The sequence below is a fragment of the Streptomyces sp. JNUCC 64 genome (assembly GCF_054484115.1).
This window is the reverse complement of the sequence record NZ_CM137015.1, coordinates 532,099-549,673: the sequence shown is the minus strand read 5'-3', so window position 1 is coordinate 549,673 and position 17,575 is coordinate 532,099. Positions and strand designations below refer to the sequence as shown.

Sequence of the window (17,575 nt, the reverse complement as noted above, 5' to 3'; positions counted from 1 at the left end):
CTGCCCTTCCAGATCGCTTCGAGCGGCACCCGAGGCACGGCTGAAATCTTCATAGCGCCGCTGAACCCTGCTGGACGGGAGGACCAGGGACATGGTGGAAACCCTGAGTGTGCTGGTGCTACTGGGCACCGGCTTGGTGGCGGGAGTGCTGTTCGCCGTGGCGGTCAGCGTCATGCCCGCCCTGATCGCGATGCCACCGGACCGCTACGTCGACACCCACAAGCTGCTGGGCAAGCGGTACGACCGCGTCATGCCGTTCATCGTGAGCAGCTCCGTCGTCATCGACGCGGCCTTCGCCGTCAGCGCCGACGAGACGGGACCACGCGTGCTGTTCACCGCCGGTGCCCTTGCGATGGCCGGCGTCGCCGTCGTCTCACAGACCCGGAACGTACCCATCAACAACCGGGTCAAGAAGACGCGCCCCGAAGACCTCGGGCCCGACTGGGAGGACCCGCGCGTCCAGTGGCGTGATTGGCACCTGCTGCGCACCTGCTTCGCCATCACCGGCTGCTCCTTGACCGCGGCCGCGGTGGTGCTCTCATGAACGCCGGTACGGAAGCGGGCGCCGCGGCGGGTCCGGGCATCTCCCGGGTCCTGCCCGCCGCTGAGGAAAGGGCCGCCGCCAACGCCCGCATGATCGCGGTCCTCACCGGGACCGACCCGGGCCCCGTAGCCGAACACCTCGCCCTGCTGCACTTCACGGGTCGGCGCAGCGGTCATCGGTACACCGTGCCCGTGGGTGTGCACCACATCGGTGGCGCCCTGTTCATCGCCACCGGCAGCGCCTGGCGCCACAACTTCACCGACGGGGCGTCCGGAGAGATCACCTGGCGCGGCAGCCGCACCCCTGCCCACTTCGCACTGGTCACCGACCTGGAGCAGACCGCCCGCGGATACCACGACCTGTACGAACGCTACGGCGCCGAGGCCGCCCAGCGGCGCCTGGGCATCGTCGCCCACGCCGACACGCTCACTCTGGCCGACTTCCGGGCGGCCGTCACCGGCATCCCGATCGCTCTGGTGGCCGTGACCCCCACCACCGAACCCGTCGTCAACGAGAGGACCTTCCGATGAGCGCGATCGCCGGCTGGGTCGACTTCGAGCGGAACCTGTCCGAGGAAGCCGGGACCGTCGAGACCATGGCGGCAGCCCTCGCCCACCGCGGCCCCGACGGCCGCGGCGTCTGGGCCGAGCGCCACGCCGTGCTCGCCCACCGGCGGTTGGCCCTGCGCGACGTGACGGAGACCGGCGTGCAACCCGCTGTCCACACCACCGAGGGCGGCGCCGTGGTCGCCGTCCTCACCCTCGACGGAGCCCTCACCAACCACATCGAGCTGCGAGGCGAACTCACCACGAAAGGCCACCGGTTCACCGGCGGCGGCGATGGCGAGACCGCGCTGCGCGCCTATCTGGAATGGGGAGCCGGATTCCTCACACGTCTTGAGGGCCACTTCGCGATCGCCGTGTGGGACGTACGCCACCAGGAGCTGCTGCTGGCCCGTGACCGCCTCGGTGTCAAGCCGCTCAGCTACTACCCGACTTCCGGCGGAGTCCTGTTCGGTTCCGAACCCAAGGCGATACTCGCCCACCCCGACGTCAAGCCGGTCGTCGACGCCGACGGCCTGCGTGAACTGTTCGCACACAGCCGTAAGCCCGGCACCGCCGTCTTCCGCGGCATGCGCGAGGTCGTCCCCGGCCACGCGCTCGTCGTCCGTGGCTCCGGCAGCCAGGAGCGGCGGTACTGGTCGCTGCCCGCCCGGCAGCACACCGACAGCCTTGAGGACACCATCACCACCGTCCGCGGCCTGCTCGCCGACGCTGTCGCTTCCCATCTGCGCGCCGATGTCCCCGTGGGGGCCATGCTCTCCGGCGGTATCGATTCCAGCGCCCTGACCGCCTTGGCCCATCGGAACCTCGCCGCCGCAGGCATCGGCCCGCTACGCAGCTTCTCCGTCAACTTCACCGGCTACACCGAGAACTTCGAGCCCCACCCCACGATGCGCTCCACACCCGACGCGCCCTTCGCGGCACTCGCCTCGCGGCACATCGGCTCTCAGCACTCCGAAGTCCTGCTCGACACGGCCGCCCTCACCGACCCCGAGGTGCACGCCGCCGCCCTGCGCAGCCAGGACGCCCCCTCGCCGCTCGGCGACATGGACATCTCTCTCATGCGGTTCTTCGCCCGGCTCCGCAAGGCGGGATTCACCGCCGTGCTCTCCGGCGAGACCGCGGACGAGGTCTTCAACGGCTACTTCTGGGCGTACGACCCGAAACACAGCAACTCGCAGACGTTCCCCTGGGTCTCCTTCGAACGAGGTCACGACGCGGCGGCCGGGGGACTGGGCACCTCCATGATCGACCGGCAGCTGCGCAAGCAACTGGACTTCCTCGGTTACGCGGACCAGCACTACCGCGATGCCCTCACCGAGGTCCCGCACATCGACGGGGACACTCCCGCCGAGCGCCGGGCCCGCGAGGTCACCTATCTCGCCCTGACCCGCTGGGCGCCCACCCACCTCGACCGTGCCGACCGCATGAGCATGGCTCACGGCGTGCAGCTGAGGCCGCCTTTCTGCGACCGGGCGCTCGTCGAATACGTCTACAACGTGCCGGCCGCCATGAAGCGGGTCGGCGGTGTCGAGAAGAGCCTGTTGCGCTCCGCGGTCGCCGACCTGTTGCCCGACGCCGTTCTGTACCGCAAGAAGAGCGCGTATCCCACCACCCAGGAAGCCGCCTACGGAGACTTCGTGCGCCGCCGCTTCACCGAGTTGGCCACCGACCGCGGCGCAGCCGTCGCCGGGCTGCTCGACGCGACGGCCTCCGCCGAGGCGCTGACCGCGGCCAGCTCCCCGCAGGGCGCCTTCGCCTGGGTCGAGCGAGCCAGCATGGAAATGGTGCTGCAATGCGAGACCTGGCTCACCGAGTACCGGATCGACCTGCGGCTCTGACATCGCCGGGCCACCGCTCCAGGGCGTTCCAAGACAGCTTTGAGCACCACTCATCAGGGTGGAGCAACGACCGAAGAAGCCAGGAGGGCAACGTGCACCGCACACTGATCGTGGCCAGGATGAACCTGTCCGACGCTGAAGGCGTCGGACAGGTCTTCGCGGATTCGGACAGCACCGATCTGCCCCACATGGTGGGCGTCTCCAGGCGGACGCTGTTCGCCTTCCACGACCTGTACTTCCACCTCGTCGAGGCGGAGCAGGACATCGGCCCGAACCTCTACAAGGCGCGCAGCCACCCGCTCTACAACGACGTCAACACCCGGCTTCAGGAATTCATCTCCCCCTACGACCCGAACTGGCGCGAGCCGCGCGACGCGATGGCCGTTCCGTTCTACTCATGGACGTCCGACAGCGGCCCCCTCGTCACCCAGCCGTCCGCCCCGAACCTGGGGGGTGGCCGATGACGACCGCGGCGACCACTCCCACCAAGGTCAACGTGGAGGAGGTCGTCTCCAACCGCAAGCGCGGCGGCGACATCCGGATCACCCTCAGCCCGCGCACCGTCGGCTGCACCTCCGGCTTCGGCGGCTCCCTGCGGCTGGCACCGGGAGAGTACGTCACCGAGCACCTCCATCCCTACTCGGAGGAGTTCCTGCACGTCGTCACCGGAGAGCTGGAGATCACCCTCAACGGCGAGCCCGTCATCATCGGCCCCGGCGACTCGCTGCTGGTCCCTATCAACATGCGCCACCGCCTGGTCAACACCGGTCCGGAGCCGGCCCTGGTGGTCTTCCACCTGTCACCGCTCGCGCCCCGCCCGGAACTCGGCCACGTCGACACCGAGGCCCCACTCGTCGAGAACGGCGGCACCCCGGATGTCGGAGGGCCGCGATGAGCCGTCGCGCCGTCATCACCGGGGTCGGCGTCGTCGCTCCCGGCGGCATCGGCCGGGACGCCTACTGGGAGCTGCTCACGGACGGCCGTACAGCCACCCGTCAGATCACCCTGTTCGACGCGTCGACGTTCCGCTCCCAGGTCGCCGCCGAGTGCGACTTCGACCCGGTGGCCGCTGGCCTGAGCCCTCGGGAAGCGCGCCGGATGGACAGAGCCGCCCAGTTCGCCGTAGTCGCGGTCCAGGAGGCGATCGAGGACAGCGGCATCGACGTCGAAGCCGGTGACCCCGGCCGGACCGCTGTCAGCATAGGCAGCGCCGTCGGCTGCACCACCGGCCTGGAAGGCGAGTACGCGGTCCTGTCGGACGGCGGCAAGAACTGGCTCGTCGACCACACCTACGGCGTTCCGCACCTGTACGGCTACATGGTCCCCAGCACACTGGCGGCCGAAGTCGCCTGGCGGGCCCGGGCGGAAGGCCCCGTCGCGCTGATCTCGACCGGTTGCACCTCCGGCCTCGACGCGATTGCCCACGGTGTCCAGCTCATCGAGGAAGGCGCCGCCGACATCGTCGTCGCGGGCGCCACCGATGCCCCGCTGTCACCCATCACCTCCGCCTGCTTCGACGCGATCAAGGCCACGACACCGAACGCCGACCACGACCCCGGCACCGCGTCCCGCCCCTTCGACGGCCGCCGCGACGGCTTCGTCCTGGGCGAGGGCTCCGCGGTCATGGTGATCGAGGAAGCCGGGGCGGCCCGTCGGCGCGGCGCCACCGTCTACGCCGAGGTGGCCGGCTTCGCCAACCGCTCCAACGCCTTCCACATGACCGGACTCAAGCCCGACGGGCGTGAGATGGCCGAAGCCATCAGGATCGCCCTGCGCCGCGCGAAGCTCGATCCGCGCGACATCGACCATGTCAACGCGCACGGTTCCGGAACCAAGCAGAACGACCGGCACGAGACGGCCGCCTTCAAAAGGAGCCTGGGACAACGCGCCCATGAGATCCCGGTCAGCTCCATCAAGTCGATGATCGGGCACTCGCTGGGAGCGATCGGCTCCCTGGAAGTGGCCGCCTGCGCCCTGGCCCTGCGCTACCAAGTGGTGCCGCCCACGGCGAACCTCACGGTCCCCGACCCCCAGTGCGATCTCGACTACGTGCCGGTCGTCGCACGGGAACACCGCATGGACCACGTACTGAGCGTCGGCAGCGGATTCGGCGGCTTCCAGAGCGCCATGATCCTCAGCCGTCCAGGAAGCCGGAAGACGGTGGTGGCATGAGCGCGCTCGGCATACCGGAAGGACGCCGACGCCCGGCGGTCGTCACCGGGATCGGAGTGGTCGCCCCCACCGGAATCGGGGTCCGCCGGCACTGGGAGTCCGTGCTGGCCGGAAAGAGCGGCCTTGGCCGCATCACCCGCTTCGACCCGACCGGCTATCCGGTCAAGGTGGCCGGGGAAGTACCCGGATTCGCGGTCGGCGAGCAGGTACCCAAAGGTCTGATCGACCGGACCGACCGGTTCACCCACTTCGCTCTGGCCGCGGCCGAGGCGGCCCTCGCCGACGCGGACGCCGACCCGCGGCGGTTGCCCGAGTACGAAATGGCCGTGGTCACCGCGAGCTCCTCCGGCGGCACCGAGTTCGGCCAGCATGAGATGGAGCGGCTCTATCAGCAGGGCCCGGCCTGGGTCGGCGCCTACCAGTCCATCGCCTGGTTCTACGCCGCCACCACAGGCCAGGTCTCCATCCGCCACGGCATGCGCGGACCCTGCGGAGTCATCTGCGCCGAACAGGCCGGTGGCCTGGACGCGCTGGGCCAGTCCCGGCGGTTGCTGGACACCGGCTCCCGGCTGGTCCTGAGCGGGGGCACGGACGCCTCGCTGTGCCCCTACGGTCTGACCGCCCAGCTGGCCACCGGCGACCTGTCCACCGCGGACGACCCGGCTCGTGCCTATCTGCCCTTCGACGAAGCCGCCGGTGGCTACGCGCCCGGCGAGGGCGGGGCCATGCTGCTGATCGAGACCGAGCAGGGTGCCCGTGAGCGAGGCACCCAGCACTACGGCCGGATCCTTGGCTACGCCGCCGGGTTCGACCCGCTGCCCGGCACCGGACGCCCGCCCGTCCTGGCCTCCGTCATCCGCCGGGCCGTCGAAGACTCCGGGATCACCGCGGACTCCGTCGGCGTCGTCTTCGCCGACGCCGCGGGCACGCCCGACCTGGACCACGCCGAAGCCGCCGCGATCAACGAAGTGTTCGGCGCCGGACAGGTGCCGGTGACCGCGCCCAAAACCCTCACCGGCCGGCTGTACGCCGGCGGGGCACCCCTGGACGTGGCGACCGCCCTGCTCAGCCTGAGCGCTGGCGTGATCCCGCACACCTCCGGAGTCGACCGCCCCGCTCCCGGTCTGGGCCTTGACCTGGTCGTCGGCAGCCCGCGGCACACCGCTGTCCGCGTCGCCGTGGTTCTCGCCCGCGGCCACGGCGGATTCACCTCCGCCCTGGTCCTGGGCGCGGGCGACCGCACCGACCACACCAAGTGACCCGTCCGTACACGAAAGGGCAGGAAGTCATGAGCGAACGCGCCGAGGAGGCCCGAGTCTGATGGCAGGCCACACCCGCAACTCCGTCGTCATCGACGCCCCGATGGACTTCGTCTGGGAGCGCACGAACGACGTGGCGTCCTGGACCGAGTTGTTCAGCGAATACTCCGTCGCCGAAATCCTGGAGCAGGACGGCCCCACGGTCACCTTCCGGCTCGCCCTGCACCCGGACGAGGACGGCAAGGTGTGGAGCTGGACCTCTCAACGCACCACCGACGCGGCGACCCGCACCGTCCGTGCCCACCGTGTGGAGACCGGTCCCTTCGAGTACATGAACATCCACTGGGAGTACACCCAGACCGATGAGGGCGTTCGGATGCAGTGGACCCAGGACTTCCACATGAAGGACGGGGCCCCGCTCGATGACGACGGCATGACCGACCGGATCAACCGCAACAGCCTGGTCCAGCTGGGGCTCATCAAGTCCAGGATCGAGGCCGCCGCCCGTGCGCAGCGCACACCGTTCGCGGACCTGGCGGATAAGCGGATCCTGGTCACCGGCGGCTCCCGTGGCATCGGGCGCGCCATCGTGCTCGCCGCCGCTCGCGCCGGTGCCGATGTGGTCACCTGCTACCGCCGGGAGAACGACTACGTCACCTCGCTGACCAAGGAGCTCACTCCGCTCCCCGGCACCCAGCATGTGCTGCGGGCGGACGCGAGCGAGGCGTCCGGCGCCCGGCTGCTGGCGGAGCGGGCCGAAAAGCTGCTCGGTGGCCTCGACGCGGTGGTGAACAACGTCGGCGACTTCGCACCGACGCCCTACGCGGAGCTGACCGACGCGGCGTGGGCCACGGCGCTGCAGTCGAATCTCACCGGCGCCCACCAGGTCATACAGGCCGTGCTACCGCTACTCGGCAAGGACGCCTCGATCGTCAACCTCGGCTCCACGGTGGCTCGTATCGGCATGACCGGAGGAGCCCACTACACCGCGGTCAAACAGGCACTGGTCGGTCTGACCCGTTCCCTGGCTCGTGAACTGGGCCCGCGGGGCATCCGGGTCAACACGCTCTCACCCGGCCGGATCGCCACCGAGGCGCTCGACGAACTGCCGCCCCAGGTGGCCGCCCAGCAGCGTGCGACCTTCTCGCAGTTCGCCGCCCTGGGCCGCCTCGGCACCCCGCAGGAGATAGCCGGTGTCGTGCTGTTCCTGATCAGTGACCAGGCCTCCTACATCACCGGACAGAACATCCACGTCGACGGCTGCGTGTGAGCCACCGTCGCACCACTGAGAGGACGGACCACATGGAACTCGGACTGCGGGGCAGGAAACTCCTGGTCACCGGCGGCTCCCGTGGCATCGGGCGCGGCATCGTGCTCGCCGCGGCCCGCGCCGGCGCCGATCTGCTGACCTGCTACGTGCGGGACAGCGAGCACGTCGAGAGCCTGCGCCGGGAGCTGAAGGGGACCGGCGGCGACCACGAGGTCGTCCGTGCGGACGTCGGCGACCTGGAACAGGTCGACGCCCTGGTGGCGAGGGCCAAGGAGAAGTACGGAAAGCTCGACGGCATCGTCAACAACGCGGGTGTCATCAGCCACATCCCCTTCGCCGAGCTTCCTCCGGACGAGTGGTCGCGTGTCCTGGACACCAACCTGACGGCTGTCTACCGCGTGATCCAGCAGTCGCTGCCGCTCCTGGGCACCGGCGCGTCGGTCGTCAACATCGGTTCACGCGGTGCCGCCGCGGGCATTCCGCTGCGTGCCCACTACACCGCGGCCAAGGCGGCGCTGACCGGCCTCACCCGCTCGCTCGCCAAGGAACTGGGCGGCCAAGGTATCCGGGTCAACGTGGTCGCCCCTGGTGTCATCGAGACCGAGGCTTTCGACGCCATGCCCGCCGAGCGCGCCGAGGGCCTGCGCGCGACGTACGCGCGGAAGACGGCCCTGGCGCGGCTGGGCCGGGTCGACGAACTCGCCGCCCCGGTCCTGTTCCTGCTCAGCGATCTGTCGGCGTACATCACAGGGGAGACCCTCAACGTTGACGGAGGTATCTGACCGTGTCCGACGCGACTTTCCGGGTCATGCTCCGCATGCAGATCAAGCCCGGCATGGAAGCCGACTTCGAGCAGGTGTGGAAGGAGGTCGGCGGGTCGGTCACCAGCCATCCGGCCAACCGCGGCCAGTGGCTGTCCAGGAGCACGACCCCCGACGAGGACGACATCTACTACATCATCAGCGATTGGGTCGACGAACCGCAGTTCCGTCAGTTCGAGACCAGCGACACCCACCTGCGGCACCGCACCAGGCTGCACCCGTACCGCAGCGGTGGCTCCATGGCGACGATGAACATCGTCGCCAGCCTCTCCGGGACCGCCGCATGACGGTCGCTCCCGCCGTGGAAGTGGTGCTCTACCACCTGTCTCCCAGCAGCGAGGACGTTCTGGCGGCTTACCACGAGACCAGCCGTCGCATGGCTGGCACTCCGGGTCTGCTGGGCAACCAACTGATGAACGAGCTGGGCCGTCCCGAGAGTTATGTCGTTGTCAGCCACTGGGACACGTGGGAGTCCTTCGAGGAGTGGGAGAGCGGTCCGGAGCACAAGGGCCAGACTGCACCACTGCGCGAGTTCCGCGACACCGAACGGGCCCGGCCTTTCGAGATCTACGAGGTCCTCGCCAGCTATTGAGACCGACCCCTGCCGAGGACTCGGCGGAAGACATCCAGCCTCTTCCGCCGAGTCCTCGACAAGCCGGTCCGGAGCTTCGCTGGTACACGAAGGAGAGAACGTGGACGGCCCGAGCCGGACGCACGACGACAGCACGGGCTCACCACTGCCCCCGGGTGGGGAGAGCCAGCCCGGCCCGGTCGGGCACACCTCCCCGGTCCACAGCGGACCCGCCCCCGTTCCCGAGGGCCGACGCGCGTTCGCAACCCTGCTCGGCGTGGATCTCTGGGAACGCTTCAGTTTCTTCGGGATGGCCGCGATCCTGGTCCTGTACCTCACCGCGGCCCCCGCCGACGGCGGTCTGGGCATGCCCGCGCAGACCGCCACCGCCGTGTTCGCCACCTACATGTCCTTGAACTTCATGGCCGGACTGCCCGGTGGCTGGCTGGCCGACCGGGTACTCGGCGCGCGCCGGGCCGTGCTTCTCGGCGGCGGACTCATCGCCGCCGGACACGCCGTCCTCTCCCTCACCTCCGCCCCCGCGCTCTACGCCGGACTCTCGCTCATCGTCGTCGGCACCGGCCTGTCCAAGCCCTCACTGGCCGCGATGGTCGCCGCCGTCAGTGGTGCCGACAAGCGGGAAGCGGCCTTCTCCCGCTTCTACATGTGCATCCAGATCTCCGCGCTCCTCGCCCCGGTCGTCACCGGACTGCTGGCACAGAAAGTCGCCTGGCACCTCGGTTTCGCCGCGGCAGCCTTCGGAATGGCGGCGGGCTTGGCCCAGTTCGGCATCGGGATGCGTGCCCTCGAACAGGTCGGCCGGGGACCGACGCGTCCGATCCCGCGCGAAGAGGCCCGTACGGCGGCCCGGCGAGCGGGCATCGTCCTTGCGGTCGCCGCGGTCGCCGTCGCCGCGGTCTCGCTGGGTGCGCTGCCGCTCACCGCGCTGCTGGCGCTGTTGGGGCTGGCGACCGTGACGCTGCCGTTCCTCTATCTGCGGGTGCTGAGCCGCCGTACATCCATCGACGCCAAGCGGCTTTCCGCGTTCACCGCTGTCATGGGCGCGTCGGCGGCCTTCTGGATGATCTTCGCTCAGAGCGGTTCGGCGCTCTCCCTCTTCGCGGAGCGCCACACCGACCGCGTCGTCCTCGGCTTCGACGTACCAGCGAGCTGGATGCAGTCGGTGCACCCCCTGTTCGTGCTGCTGCTGGCCCCCTTCGTCACGCGACTGCCCGGCGCGGTGACCACGAAGGTCGCGGGCGCGCTGTGTGTGGCCGGCCTGAGCTTCGTGGTCATGGCCGGGGCCGCGCTTCTGGCCCAGCAGCGCCCGGTCTCCATGGCCTGGCTGACCGGTGTCTATCTGCTCTGCTCCCTCGGTGAGATCGTCCTGGCCCCGGCGGGCCTCGCGCTCACCGCGGCGGTCGCCCCTCCCGGTTTCGCCAACCGGTTCCTCGCCCTCAACGGCATGTTCGCCGCGGTCGGTGTGGTGCTGGGTGGTCAGCTCTACCGGCTGACCGAGATGCTCCCGCTGTCGGCCTATTTCCTGCTGATGGGCACTGCCGTGCTCACGATCGGTGCCGTTGTGGCAGCTGCGGCCCGCCGTCTGCGTCCGAATCTGCCGCTGCCCGTCCACAGCGCTGGAAGACACGAAGGCACTGGCCAGATGCCGTGCTCCTAGCGCTCGACCGGGTTGACGGCGAGCCCGCCCCGGGCCGTCTCCCTGTCATGCCGGACAGGGGGAGCGCCCCGCGCGACCAACCCCGCCGGTCGTACGGGGCCGGGACCGGATGCGCCGGGGCACTTGTTGTTGGCCATGGCGAAATCCATACCCCCTTCAGTCGGGCCGGGGCTGGCCTGGATCAAGACCCGGACGCCGTCGGGCCCGGCGTACCGGAGGTACCGTGAACCCTCACGTCCATGTGAGGCGTCAAGGGAGGGGTGCGAGTGAGGATCGGTGAACTGTCCCGGCTGGCCGGAGTCAGTGTGCGCGCGCTGCGCTACTACGAGGAGGAGGGCCTGATCCGCCCCGCCCGTTCGGGCAACGGCTACCGCGACTACTGCGAGGGCGCGGACGAGGTGGTCCGGCAGATCCGGGGGCTGATCGACTGCGGACTGCCCACCCGGATCATCCGTGACATCCTGCCCTACCTCGAAGGGCCGGTCGATCTGCTGCCGCCCGTTCCGTGTGCGCGGATGCTCGACCAGGTCACAGCCGAACGTGAACAGCTCGACCGGCGCATCCACTGCCTGGTGCGGAACCGCAACGCTCTCGACGCCTATCTGAAGGCGGCGCGGAGGGCGGCCGGAGACCGGGCTTGACCCTCACGCATGCGTGAGGGTTTTACGGTCCGGCCATGACATTGACGACGTGCTCATCCCCGCCCGCCACGGCTCCCGCGCCGCCCCCGCCGTGGCCGCTCGGCGGCCTGCTCATCCTCTCCGGCGCCGCCTTCATCACGATCCTGACCGAGGCGATGCCCGCCGGGGTCCTGCCTGGTATGAGCGAGAGCCTCGGGGTGCCGGAAGCCCGCGCCGGACTGCTCGTGACCGTTTACGCGCTGGCGGCCGCCCTCACCGCCATCCCGATGACCGCCTGGACCCTTCCCCTGCCCCGTCGCACCCTGCTGCTCGCCCTCCTGCTCGGCTTCGCCGCCACCAACGCGGTGACCGCCGTTTCGGCCGACTTCGCCGTCACCCTGGGGGCGCGGATCGTCTCGGGAGTCTTCGCGGGCGTGCTGTGGGCGATGGTTCCGGCGTACGCGGCCCGGCTCGCTCCGCGTCGCGAGGGCAAGGCCATCGCCACTGCGCTCGCGGGCATGACCCTCGGGCTCTCGCTCGGCATCCCGGTCGGCACCCTGCTCGGAGAACTGATCGGCTGGCGCGGGGTGTTCCTCGTTCTGACCGGTCTCGTACTGGTGCTGGCCGCAGTGGCGCGGTGGCGGCTGCCGGGGCTTCCGGGGGCGGCTGTCGCGGGAGCCGGAAAGGCCCGGGGTCTTCTCGTCACGATCCGCACGCCCGGTGTCGCCGCCGTCAACGCGGCCTCGATCGCCATGGTGCTCGGCTTCTACGTCCTCTACACGTACATCGCGCCCTTCGTGGAGCGGGCGGAGCTCGCCGTCTCCACCGGTGTGGTGCTGTTCGTCTTCGGACTCGGCTCGACGGCGGGCGTGTGGATCGCGGGTGCCACCGCCGACCGGTGGCTACGGGGCTCGACGCTGGCCCTCCTGACCCTCGCGGCCCTGTGCCTCACCGCTCTCGCCGTCTTCGACGGCAGCACGGCGGTCGTCCTCACGGCCGCGGTCCTGTGGGGCGTGACCCACGGCGGCGTCCCCGCGCTCATGCAGACCGCGGGCGTCAGAGCGGCCCCGCGAGCCCCGGACACCGCCAACTCCCTCTGGGTGACCGGCTGGAACATCGCCATGGCGGGCGGTTCCCTCCTCGGTGGCGCGGTCCTCACGGGTGCGGGCACCACGGCCCTGCCGTGGACGGCTGCCGGGCTCCTCGCCGTCTCCACCCTCACGGTCTTCCTGGCCCGCCGGAACGGCTTCCCGCGTACGGACCGCCGGGGAGCGTCCGACGGATCGGGCCGGGAGGGCGGATCCGCCGCCCTCGGGTCCGCTGTCGTTCCCGACGGGAACCGGGAGGGGCGCGCCGGGAGGGACTGACGGGTCCCAGGGAAGCGATCACGTCACCACCGCCCGGGGACAAGGCGTCCCGGACGGCCGTGGTGGCCAGGGGTACGGGGCGGGGGCCGACGGGAGGCAGGAGAAACGCCGGGACGTTTCTCCTGGGTGCTGGTCGTCCGTGCGGCCCGGGGCGACGGCGGCGGCGGCGCGAGCGACGCCGTCCGGCGGGCGGGCGTCCGGCGTCGGTTGACGGGCCGCCCCCCAGCCGACCGCTGGAGCGACGGGCCACCCGGTGGCGGCCGGGTCGCCCCGCCCGCCACCGGGTGCGCGACCGCGGGTCAGTGCCGCAGACCGCGGTCCAGCGCGGTGATCAGGGAGCCTTGGGCGTCGTCCCCGTCCAGGGACCAGACCATCACGCCGCCGAGGCCGTTCCGCCGGGTGTAGCGGGCCTTCTGGGCGGCGGTGGCCGGGGTGTCGTACGTCCAGAAATCGGTGCCGTCGTACTTCCAGGCCGCGCCGTGCTTCCGGTCGGTGTACACGGTGCCCGGCAGGTCCTTGATGGCCTTGTAGGGCAGCTGGTCGCCGCGTGGTGACATGCCGGTGGCGGGCTGGTAGAGGCCGTTCTTCGTTCCGGCGGGCACTCCCGTCCAGCCGTAGCCCCAGGACGGCACCCCGAGCACCGCCTTGCGGGCCGGCAGGCCGCCGGCCAGGTAGTGCCGCACCACCTTGTCCGCGCTGTAGCTGTAGTCGACGCCGGAGGGGTCGGCCGGGTCGGTGTACAGGTTCGCCTGGTGGTTGGTCGGGCCCTGCGGCTCCCAGGAGCCGTGCATGGTGTAGGTCATCAGGTTCAGGTAGTCCACGTGGCGGGCGACCTTCTTCAGCTCCAGCCGGTCCGCGACGTCGGTGTTGGCGGCGACGGCCGCCGTCAGCAGGCGGCGCCCCCGCTCGCCGTCGCCCAGCGCGTCCAGCTGCCGCCGGAACTCGGCCAGCAGCAGGGTGAAGTTGCGGCCGTCCTCGGGGCGCACCGAGTTGTCCGGCAGACCGTCGCCGCCCGGGTGCTCCCAGTCGAGGTCGATGCCGTCGAAGACGCCCGCGCCGCTGCCCGGGCCGCCCTCCGGCGAGCCCAGCTGCGGCAGGTTGCCCTTGATGTAGAGGTCGACGCAGGAGGACACGAACTTCTTGCGCGCGGCGTCGGTGGCGGCCACGTCCGAGAAGTACTTGGACCAGCCCCAGCCGCCGATCGAGATGACGGCCTTCAGATGGGGGTTCTTCGCCTTCAGCTTCCGCAGCTGGTTGAAGCTGCCCTTCAGCGGCTGGTCCCAGGTGTCGGCGACGCCGTCCACGGAGTCGGCCGCGCTGATCGGGCGCTGGTAGTCGGCCCAGGCGTCGGCCTGGTCGGCCAGGTTGTCCTCGAAGCAGGTGCCCTCGGGGGAGATGTTGCCGAAGGCGTAGTTGATCACGGTCAGCTTCGCCGCCTGGCCCGAGTCCTGGACCTTCTTGACGGAGAAGCCGCTGTAGGCGCTCCACGCGGTGAGGTAGGCCACGCGGTGGCCGGGCAGCCGGCCGCTGTCGTCGTCATCGGCGTGGGCGGTCGCGGGGACCGCGACGAGCGAGGTGAGCAGAGCCGTCGCCAGGAACGTGGAGGTGCGTCTGAGCATGCTGGTGGCCTTGTCTGAACGGGGTCAGGTGGTCTGTACCAATCGAGAGAAGAGATCTAGTCCATCAGGGAGGTGCGCACAAGAGGCCAGACCACACGAAGTGGCCTGGCCCTCTTGGGAATTGACGGAACGTTAGTCGTTTCTTCCGCTCGCCACGCGCCGCGCGTCGTGAACGACGAGGCGGTCTCGTGCGCCGGACGTCCGGGCAGGGGCGGGGACGGGCGTCCCCTCCCCGCCCCTGCCGGGAACTCGGCTCCGCTGAACGTCACGCCCCCGCCGGGCGATTCGTCCGGCGGGGAGAAGACGTGGTCCCGGTGCCGTGGGTCGGTGTTGACGGCTTCCCGGACGACCCTCTCGGCTCTGGTAAACCGATCCCGCCCTGCAGTTGGATGACCCGGACCGCGTTCGGGCCGCTGCCGAGCACCTGGCTGGACCGCACGATGGCGCGCGCAGCGGCGGGGACTCCATCAGTTCCTAGCCAGGGGACGCCCCGGTTTTGCGGGGTGGGGAATGGCTTCTCTGGGTTGTTCTGACTTCAGGTGAGTGTGCGGATCTGCGCTGCTCACCTGTGCCCGCCTTTCCGGTGTATTAGACCTGTGGCGTGTGTATAGTGATCGTGTGACGGTGCCCAGGAAGGTTCGTCGGTTTTCCGGCGGTGTGTATGACCTTGGGCTCCATGTGGTGTGGTGCCCGAAGTACCGCCGTCCGGTCCTCGACGGACGGGTCGCGGAACGCCTGGACGAACTGATCCGGCAGAAGGCGGAGGAACGCGGCTGGGAGATCATCGCCCTTGAGGTGATGCCCGACCATGTCCACCTCTTCGTCAAGCACGACCCGAAGTCCTCGGCCTCGTATGTGGCCAACCAGTTCAAGGGCTTCACCTCCCACGTGCTGCGCGAGGAGTTCCCGCACCTGAAGTCGCGGATGCCCACCTTGTGGTCATCGTCGTACTTCACGGCATCGGCCGGTGCGGTACCGGCGGCGACAGTGGAGAGGTACATCAACACCCAGTGGGAACGCCCGCGGAAGAAGGGAGACGGCCCGTGATCCGCGCGTACAAGTTCCTCCTGCGTCCCACGGCCCGTCAGACGGCCGCGCTGGGTGAGATGCTGCGGGACCACCGCTCGCTGTACAACGGTGCCCTCCAGGAACGCCGGGACGCCTACCGGCACACCTCGAAGACCACCATCCGCTACGGCGACCAGTCTGCCCAGCTCAAGGACATCCGCGCGTTCGACCCCGAGTGCCAGGGCCGCTGGTCGTTCAGCTCGCAGCAGGCCACCCTGCGCCGCCTCGACAAGGCATTCCAGGCGTTCTTCCGCCGCGTCAGGACCGGTCTCACGCCGGGCTACCCCAGGTTCAAGGGCGCGGGCCACTTCGACACCGTCACCTTCCCGAAGGACGGTGACGGCTGCCGCTGGGACTCCACTCCCCATGACCCGCAGACCCGCGTCCGTCTCCAGGGCGTCGGGCACGTCCGCGTGCACCGGCACCGGCCCGTACAGGGCCGCGTCAAGACGATCTCGGTGAAGCGCGAGGGCGACCGCTGGTACACCATCCTCGTCTGCGACAACGTCCCCGCCGAGCCGCTTCCGCCTGCCGGGGCGATCGTCGGCATCGACATGGGCATCGCCCACTTCCTGACCACTTCGGACGGCGAACACGTCGCCAACCCCCGCTTCCTCCAAGCGGCGGCCAACGAACTGGCCGAAGCGCAGCGGCACCTCGCGACATTCCCCAGGCGCACCAGGGCGCACCGGGCCGCCGCGCGGAAGGTCGCCAGGCTGCACGCCAGGATCAGGCGCCAGCGTGCCGACTTCCACCACAAGACCGCCCGCGCGCTCATCACCGGCCACGACGTCATCGCGCACGAGCGGCTCAACACGGCGGGCATGACCAAGAGCCCCGCCCCCAAGGCCGACCCCGGGCGGCCCGGCAGCTTCCTGCCTAACGGTGCTGCCGCGAAGGCCGGACTCAACCGCAGCATCCTCGACGCGGGTTGGGCGCAGTTCCTCGGAATCCTGGCGGACAAGGCTGAGAGTGCCGGTCGCCTCGTGGTCCCGGTGGACGCGCGCAACACCTCCCGCACATGCCCCGAATGCGGGCATGTCACGAAGGAGAACCGCGCCACCCAGGCGAAGTTCCAGTGCGTCAGATGCGGGTTCGCGGCCAACGCGGACCACGTCGGCGCGGTGAACGTGCTCAACAGGGCCGGGCTGGTCCTCTGCGACGTGGCCTAGCCACCGACACAGGAAACCCGCGCGCCTTTACGCATGGGTGGAGTCACCACGTGCAGACCCATGTGTCTGCGGTGTCTGTGTCTGTCTGTCTCTGTCGTCGTCGGTGGAGAACCTCCCGAACAGCGAAACTCCACGGACGCTGTTCCCGTGGGAGTCCAGCCGTGGTGAGAACGTGGCGATGCCGATCTGACCGGGGAGCGCGCCGATCAGGCCCCCGACGCACCACCGGTTCGCTCACCACGCGCTCGCTCGAGAGGGGATTCACGCCGCGATTGGCCAAGGTCGCGGCCATCACGGCCAGGTCCCGGGCGGTGACGAGCACGGAGCACTGGCGAACGTAGCCTTCGACGACGGCCGTCGGCTCTCCGGACGTGTCCGACGCGACGTCTGCGAGGGCCTCGGCCAGATAGTCGGGAATCATCGACCGCATCAGTCCTCCTCCGTGCTTCCGCCCGTCTCCGCCGTCCGCCCGGACGCCCTCGGAGCGGACGCCGCGCGTCCGGCTCTTCCCCTGCCCGGACACGGCCGCTCGTGGTCCTTCGTCCCCGCCCTGGAGCCGTCGGCCGCGGGGGTGCTGGGCTCACCGGGATTCCGACACCGTCACCGCGCAGACCAGATCAACAGGATATGCGGGCTGATGTGATCCCGCTCGCCGCCGCGACCGGTGGCGGAACAGGCGTCCGTACCGTCTCCGGCGGTGAGCGGGAACACCGCGGCGGCCGGGGAGAGCCGTCCAGGGGCGTCGGGGAGAAGCCCCTCTCGGGGCACCGGCACCCGGCCCCGGCAGGTGAGACCTGTGCGGGGTCGTCGACGGCGTCGGGCCGGGACTTCGGCGGCCGGTGTGGTGGGGCGGCGTACGCGTCGCGGCACTCGGCGCGGACCGGGCCGCGAGGGTGCTCCGGGGCGCGGACGCGAGGGAGGAGCGGCGGCTGGGGCGTTGGACGCGTCCCCGGTGCGGAGTCCGCGAGCGCGGTACGGAAAGCCTCCCGCGTGAAGCGTCCGGGCGGGGC

17 protein-coding genes and 2 pseudogenes are annotated in these 17,575 nt (G+C 70.2%); 17 read left to right on the top strand and 2 right to left on the bottom strand.

All coding sequences use genetic code 11. The features are described from left to right. Positions 1–91 precede the first annotated feature (91 nt). The 15 genes and pseudogenes from ACVWNX_RS02145 to ACVWNX_RS02075 all read left to right on the top strand — a co-directional run bounded on the left by ACVWNX_RS02145 (position 92) and on the right by ACVWNX_RS02075 (position 12,706). Positions 92–544 (top strand): anthrone oxygenase family protein, encoded by a 453-nt coding sequence (locus ACVWNX_RS02145; protein WP_454412123.1) that lies wholly within the window; start codon positions 92–94, stop codon positions 542–544. Continuing rightward, entirely contained in the window at positions 541–1,074 is a 534-nt protein-coding gene (locus ACVWNX_RS02140) for a hypothetical protein (protein ID WP_454412122.1), read from the top strand. The genes ACVWNX_RS02145 and ACVWNX_RS02140 overlap by 4 nt, the downstream gene beginning before the upstream one ends. Continuing rightward, positions 1,071–2,948: an asparagine synthase (glutamine-hydrolyzing) gene (gene asnB / locus ACVWNX_RS02135; protein WP_454412121.1), complete on the top strand. Its 1,878-nt coding sequence runs from the start codon at positions 1,071–1,073 to the stop codon at positions 2,946–2,948. The genes ACVWNX_RS02140 and asnB overlap by 4 nt, the downstream gene beginning before the upstream one ends. A 92-nt stretch (positions 2,949–3,040) precedes the next feature. Next, the gene (locus ACVWNX_RS02130; RefSeq protein WP_454412120.1) at positions 3,041–3,412 is read left to right on the top strand and encodes a TcmI family type II polyketide cyclase; all 372 of its coding nucleotides are present in this window, start codon (positions 3,041–3,043) and stop codon (positions 3,410–3,412) included. Then, the gene (locus tag ACVWNX_RS02125) at positions 3,409–3,843 is read left to right on the top strand and encodes a cupin domain-containing protein (protein ID WP_454412119.1); all 435 of its coding nucleotides are present in this window, start codon (positions 3,409–3,411) and stop codon (positions 3,841–3,843) included. The genes ACVWNX_RS02130 and ACVWNX_RS02125 overlap by 4 nt, the downstream gene beginning before the upstream one ends. After that, complete coding sequence (locus ACVWNX_RS02120) at positions 3,840–5,120, top strand: beta-ketoacyl-[acyl-carrier-protein] synthase family protein (RefSeq protein ID WP_454412118.1); 1,281 nt, start codon at positions 3,840–3,842, stop codon at positions 5,118–5,120. The genes ACVWNX_RS02125 and ACVWNX_RS02120 overlap by 4 nt, the downstream gene beginning before the upstream one ends. Next, the gene (locus ACVWNX_RS02115; protein ID WP_454412117.1) at positions 5,117–6,379 is read left to right on the top strand and encodes a ketosynthase chain-length factor; all 1,263 of its coding nucleotides are present in this window, start codon (positions 5,117–5,119) and stop codon (positions 6,377–6,379) included. Before ACVWNX_RS02120 ends, ACVWNX_RS02115 begins: the two co-directional genes overlap by 4 nt. Before the next feature lie 61 nt (positions 6,380–6,440). After that, positions 6,441–6,899: pseudogene (locus ACVWNX_RS02110) on the top strand (SRPBCC family protein); the annotation flags it as partial. 12 nt (positions 6,900–6,911) lie between these two features. Next, positions 6,912–7,649 (top strand): SDR family NAD(P)-dependent oxidoreductase, encoded by a 738-nt coding sequence (locus ACVWNX_RS02105; protein WP_454414606.1) that lies wholly within the window; start codon positions 6,912–6,914, stop codon positions 7,647–7,649. 32 nt (positions 7,650–7,681) lie between these two features. Further along, positions 7,682–8,431 (top strand): SDR family NAD(P)-dependent oxidoreductase, encoded by a 750-nt coding sequence (locus ACVWNX_RS02100; RefSeq protein WP_454412116.1) that lies wholly within the window; start codon positions 7,682–7,684, stop codon positions 8,429–8,431. A 2-nt stretch (positions 8,432–8,433) separates the two neighbouring features. Next, positions 8,434–8,757 carry an antibiotic biosynthesis monooxygenase family protein gene (locus ACVWNX_RS02095; protein WP_454412115.1) on the top strand — a complete coding sequence of 108 codons (324 nt, stop codon included), beginning with the start codon at positions 8,434–8,436 and terminating at the stop codon, positions 8,755–8,757. Further along, positions 8,754–9,062 carry an antibiotic biosynthesis monooxygenase family protein gene (locus tag ACVWNX_RS02090; protein ID WP_454412114.1) on the top strand — a complete coding sequence of 103 codons (309 nt, stop codon included), beginning with the start codon at positions 8,754–8,756 and terminating at the stop codon, positions 9,060–9,062. The genes ACVWNX_RS02095 and ACVWNX_RS02090 overlap by 4 nt, the downstream gene beginning before the upstream one ends. Before the next feature lie 100 nt (positions 9,063–9,162). Beyond that, positions 9,163–10,719 carry a peptide MFS transporter gene (locus ACVWNX_RS02085; protein ID WP_454412113.1) on the top strand — a complete coding sequence of 519 codons (1,557 nt, stop codon included), beginning with the start codon at positions 9,163–9,165 and terminating at the stop codon, positions 10,717–10,719. A gap of 266 nt (positions 10,720–10,985) precedes the next feature. Further along, the gene (locus ACVWNX_RS02080) at positions 10,986–11,360 is read left to right on the top strand and encodes a MerR family transcriptional regulator (protein ID WP_454412112.1); all 375 of its coding nucleotides are present in this window, start codon (positions 10,986–10,988) and stop codon (positions 11,358–11,360) included. Between the two features lie 35 nt (positions 11,361–11,395). After that, a complete protein-coding gene (locus ACVWNX_RS02075) occupies positions 11,396–12,706 on the top strand; it encodes an MFS transporter (RefSeq protein ID WP_454412111.1) in 1,311 nt (436 codons plus the stop codon). Between the two features lie 299 nt (positions 12,707–13,005). On the opposite strand, the gene ACVWNX_RS02070 is transcribed toward ACVWNX_RS02075, so the two are convergent. After that, positions 13,006–14,325, bottom strand: a complete 1,320-nt coding sequence (locus tag ACVWNX_RS02070) for a glycoside hydrolase family 18 protein (RefSeq protein WP_454412110.1) — start codon at positions 14,323–14,325, stop codon at positions 13,006–13,008. 624 nt (positions 14,326–14,949) lie between these two features. Between ACVWNX_RS02070 and tnpA the strand changes: the two genes are divergently transcribed. Both tnpA and ACVWNX_RS02060 read left to right on the top strand, forming a co-directional pair. After that, entirely contained in the window at positions 14,950–15,372 is a 423-nt protein-coding gene (gene tnpA, locus ACVWNX_RS02065) for an IS200/IS605 family transposase (RefSeq protein WP_454414605.1), read from the top strand. Then, positions 15,369–16,565, top strand: coding sequence for an RNA-guided endonuclease InsQ/TnpB family protein (locus tag ACVWNX_RS02060; protein ID WP_454412109.1), 1,197 nt, complete (start codon positions 15,369–15,371; stop codon positions 16,563–16,565). The genes tnpA and ACVWNX_RS02060 overlap by 4 nt, the downstream gene beginning before the upstream one ends. 99 nt (positions 16,566–16,664) lie before the next feature. On the opposite strand, the pseudogene ACVWNX_RS02055 reads toward ACVWNX_RS02060, so the two are convergent. Continuing rightward, positions 16,665–16,920, bottom strand: a pseudogene (locus tag ACVWNX_RS02055) (glutaminase); the annotation flags it as partial. Positions 16,921–17,575: the final 655 nt, after the last annotated feature.

Coding starts and splice junctions, on each gene's coding strand:
- ACVWNX_RS02140 (WP_454412122.1), top strand. CDS start 541: ATGAACGCCGGTACGGAAGCGGGCGCCGCGGCGGGTCCGGGCATCTCC.
- asnB (WP_454412121.1), top strand. CDS start 1,071: ATGAGCGCGATCGCCGGCTGGGTCGACTTCGAGCGGAACCTGTCCGAG.
- ACVWNX_RS02100 (WP_454412116.1), top strand. CDS start 7,682: ATGGAACTCGGACTGCGGGGCAGGAAACTCCTGGTCACCGGCGGCTCC.
- ACVWNX_RS02075 (WP_454412111.1), top strand. CDS start 11,396: ATGACATTGACGACGTGCTCATCCCCGCCCGCCACGGCTCCCGCGCCG.
- ACVWNX_RS02090 (WP_454412114.1), top strand. CDS start 8,754: ATGACGGTCGCTCCCGCCGTGGAAGTGGTGCTCTACCACCTGTCTCCC.
- ACVWNX_RS02145 (WP_454412123.1), top strand. CDS start 92: ATGGTGGAAACCCTGAGTGTGCTGGTGCTACTGGGCACCGGCTTGGTG.
- ACVWNX_RS02070 (WP_454412110.1), bottom strand. CDS start 14,325: ATGCTCAGACGCACCTCCACGTTCCTGGCGACGGCTCTGCTCACCTCG.
- ACVWNX_RS02115 (WP_454412117.1), top strand. CDS start 5,117: ATGAGCGCGCTCGGCATACCGGAAGGACGCCGACGCCCGGCGGTCGTC.
- ACVWNX_RS02120 (WP_454412118.1), top strand. CDS start 3,840: ATGAGCCGTCGCGCCGTCATCACCGGGGTCGGCGTCGTCGCTCCCGGC.
- ACVWNX_RS02125 (WP_454412119.1), top strand. CDS start 3,409: ATGACGACCGCGGCGACCACTCCCACCAAGGTCAACGTGGAGGAGGTC.